Raw genomic sequence first — 2,664 nt, 5'->3', positions numbered from 1 at the left:
ATACCGCGCGCCACCCGTGAGGGCGCTCTCTACCTTGACGCGGTGACGCACGCTCAGCACCACACCCCGGAGTACCCCAGCATCGTGAACGGTTCAATCGCGGCAGCCGTGCGCGGCTCTTTCGGCGATGTCAGGTTCACCGACCGCACTCGGGGCAGCGAGTTGTTCGTGAACCCGTTGATGTCCCTGTACTTCGCCTTCGACCTCCCGGGCCTGGCAGCCCGCTGCCTCTACCTGGATCGGATCGAGGACACCCACCTGATGCGCCAAGTCCATTCGAGGATTGCCGAGTTCCGCGAATCGGTAGTCACTCGTCCACCCCGCCGCTTCCCGCACTAGAGATCTTTAAGGACCCACGGGCTGTCGCTCCGGCCGTGGCTTTACGCCTCTTGCTGCCTCAGCCATTCCTTCTCCTGACCCGGGTCGGGCAGGGCCTGGCCGGCTTCGACAGCGGAACGTGCGGGACTGTCCTGGATCACCACAAGGATGCGGCGCTCGGGTATCCCGGTGATACGGGAAGCGGCCGCCGACAGCTCGAGTGCCAAGCGCGTCGTCTCCTCCTGTGGGTGGCCGCGGCGTGCCCAGCCGCCGATCAGGAGCGGCGTCCCGGGATCTCCACCGACGTAGACGCTGTCCTGCGGCAGCTCGGAGAAGACCACGTTGACGTAGGCGGGCGGGACGTGATTGATCTCCGCGTGGATCCGGGTGATCTCGGCGGCCAGGTCGCCCTTGGTGCCGGGCCTCAGAGTTCCCTGGGCGGTGGCGCAGGTGTAGATGGGCACGTCGACTCCTGAGATGTGAGAGCTGTGGGCGTGCCCCCCAAGGCATCGGGGGGCACGGCTGCGTTGGGGATGGTTCGTGGTGCAGGAGGGACCCCGCAGGGTGAGGGCTGGTGGCGGGGCCGTCGTGGTGCGGGGTGGTTAGTTGCTGTGGCCGGCGAGGGTCTTGAGGTCGGTGACCGTGTAGGCGAGGTCGAAGTGGAATCCCTTGCCGGTGCGCTGGATGGCCAGGTCGGCGAGTTCTTCGCCGTGGGCGGGGAGGAAGGAGAGATCGGCGGTGCCGATCCAGGCGTCGCTGATGGCGGTGTTGTCCAGGACGGACATGTGGTTCTGTCGGTAGTTGGTGACGTCAGTTGTTCGTGAAAGCTGACGGCACCAGGTGATGGCCCAGAAAGATGTTCGCGAATTCTGACGTCACCATCGGGGTTGCGGTGTCAAGCTGGATGTGCTCAGTAAAGGAGCACCCCCGATGCCGCCTGGCCAGTCGAAGGTCGAGTTGTACGCCGCGCTGCGGCGCGACTCCCGCGATGGCATGTCGAACCGGGCGTTGCAGTGCAAGTACGGCGTCACCTGGAGCACGGTCAACAAGGCCCTGACCTCGGCTTGGCCGCAGCCACGCACGACAACCGCTTCGGCGCGGCCGTCGAAGCTGGATCCGTTCACGCTGCTGATCGACGAGATCCTGCTCATTGATCTGGACGCGACCAGGAAACAGCGCCACACCGTCACCCCGGATCTACCGCCGTCTGATCGACGAGCACTCCTCGTCCGAGGCGTTGCGTTGACCACTTGAACCCGCACCGATGAGAGGGCGCAAGCGTCCTGCGAGCAACCGCGCGGTCCGGCCAGGGACTGAGAGTCCGGTGTTTATACCTTGCTCGCGACCACCATGTAGTTCTCGGCCTCAAGATCGAACGTGCTCAGTTCCGTTTGGAGTCCGACCCGGTGCAGCTCGACTTCGAGTTCCTCGTACCGGTAGGGCCAGCAGGACAGCAGTTCCGAGCGGACAAGAACCAACCCGGTCGCATCAACTTGCGCGATCGCAATCTCGATGTGGTGCTCCTCCTCCCAATGCGGCGCAATCTCCCAGCGGTAGACCACGACGGCATCGCGACCGTTCCGGCGGACGAGTCGGTCACTGATCTCCAGCCGGGAACCTCTGGCCCTCACGAGTTCCCAAGTGCGGGATGTGAGTACCAAGCGCCCGCCGGGGCGCAGAAGCCGTGACATCGACTCCAGAGCAGCACCCCTGCCTGTCGCGCCCGCGGCATGGTGAAGCGAGTTGCCAACGCAGAACACCATGTCGAACGTGTTGTCCTGGAAATGGTCGGGCAACTCTTCCCAGTTCGCCCGTACGGCCCGGACGGATGCCCCGAACTCCTCAGACAACTCTGCAGTCCGACGAACCATCGCCTCGCTGGCGTCAGTTGCGACAACCTGCATGCCACGACCGGCGAGGCCAACCGCCAACTGTCCGGTTCCGCACGAACAGTCGAGGACGTGAGCGTTCGACGGCAGGAGGTTGAGGACGTCGTCGAACGACGCAGCGAACTCGGCTGGAGGCAACTTTGCATCCGAGATGAGCCATTCGTACACCTCGGCAAGCACGTCATAGCCTGTCACAACCACTACCTCCGTCACGCGGCAGACTCACGGTAGGACGTCAGTCCATCAGCGGAGCAAGCCGGGCACCAATGGTTTTCGCAAGGATGGCTCTGACGGTGTTTGTGGGTTGTCAGTTGTCGGGCCTTCCACCTTGATCGTGGACACCTCGACACTGGATCTTGAGCCCAGGGAGAGGAGTCCCGGGTGGGGACCTACAAGTACTCGGCGGAGTTCCGGGCCGACGCGGTGGCGTTGGCCCGTTCGTCGGGCCGGCCCGTCT

4 protein-coding genes and 1 pseudogene are annotated in these 2,664 nt (G+C 64.4%); 2 read left to right on the top strand and 3 right to left on the bottom strand.

Annotated elements, in window-relative coordinates; genetic code table 11:
- Positions 1 to 339, top strand: a pseudogene (locus AB0D57_RS47535) (hypothetical protein); the annotation flags it as partial.
- A 41-nt stretch (positions 340 to 380) separates the two neighbouring features.
- On the opposite strand, the gene AB0D57_RS47530 reads toward AB0D57_RS47535, so the two are convergent.
- A complete protein-coding gene (locus AB0D57_RS47530) occupies positions 381 to 782 on the bottom strand; it encodes a tautomerase family protein (protein WP_362088740.1) in 402 nt (133 codons plus the stop codon).
- Between the two features lie 138 nt (positions 783 to 920).
- A complete protein-coding gene (locus AB0D57_RS47525) occupies positions 921 to 1,103 on the bottom strand; it encodes a hypothetical protein (RefSeq protein WP_362088739.1) in 183 nt (60 codons plus the stop codon).
- A gap of 145 nt (positions 1,104 to 1,248) precedes the next feature.
- On the opposite strand from AB0D57_RS47525, the gene AB0D57_RS47520 reads away from it, so the two are divergent.
- Entirely contained in the window at positions 1,249 to 1,572 is a 324-nt protein-coding gene (locus AB0D57_RS47520; protein WP_095749789.1) for a hypothetical protein, read from the top strand.
- Positions 1,573 to 1,646: 74 nt separating this feature from the next.
- Here the strand turns inward: AB0D57_RS47520 and AB0D57_RS47515 are convergent, their stop codons facing one another.
- Positions 1,647 to 2,402, bottom strand: coding sequence for a class I SAM-dependent methyltransferase (locus AB0D57_RS47515; protein WP_067023809.1), 756 nt, complete (start codon positions 2,400 to 2,402; stop codon positions 1,647 to 1,649).
- Between the last annotated feature and the right edge of the window lie 262 nt (positions 2,403 to 2,664).

The organism is Streptomyces sp. NPDC048275 (assembly GCF_040652275.1).
Classification (GTDB): Bacteria; Actinomycetota; Actinomycetes; order Streptomycetales; family Streptomycetaceae; genus Streptomyces.
This window is presented reverse-complemented; position numbering and strand designations above follow the sequence as displayed.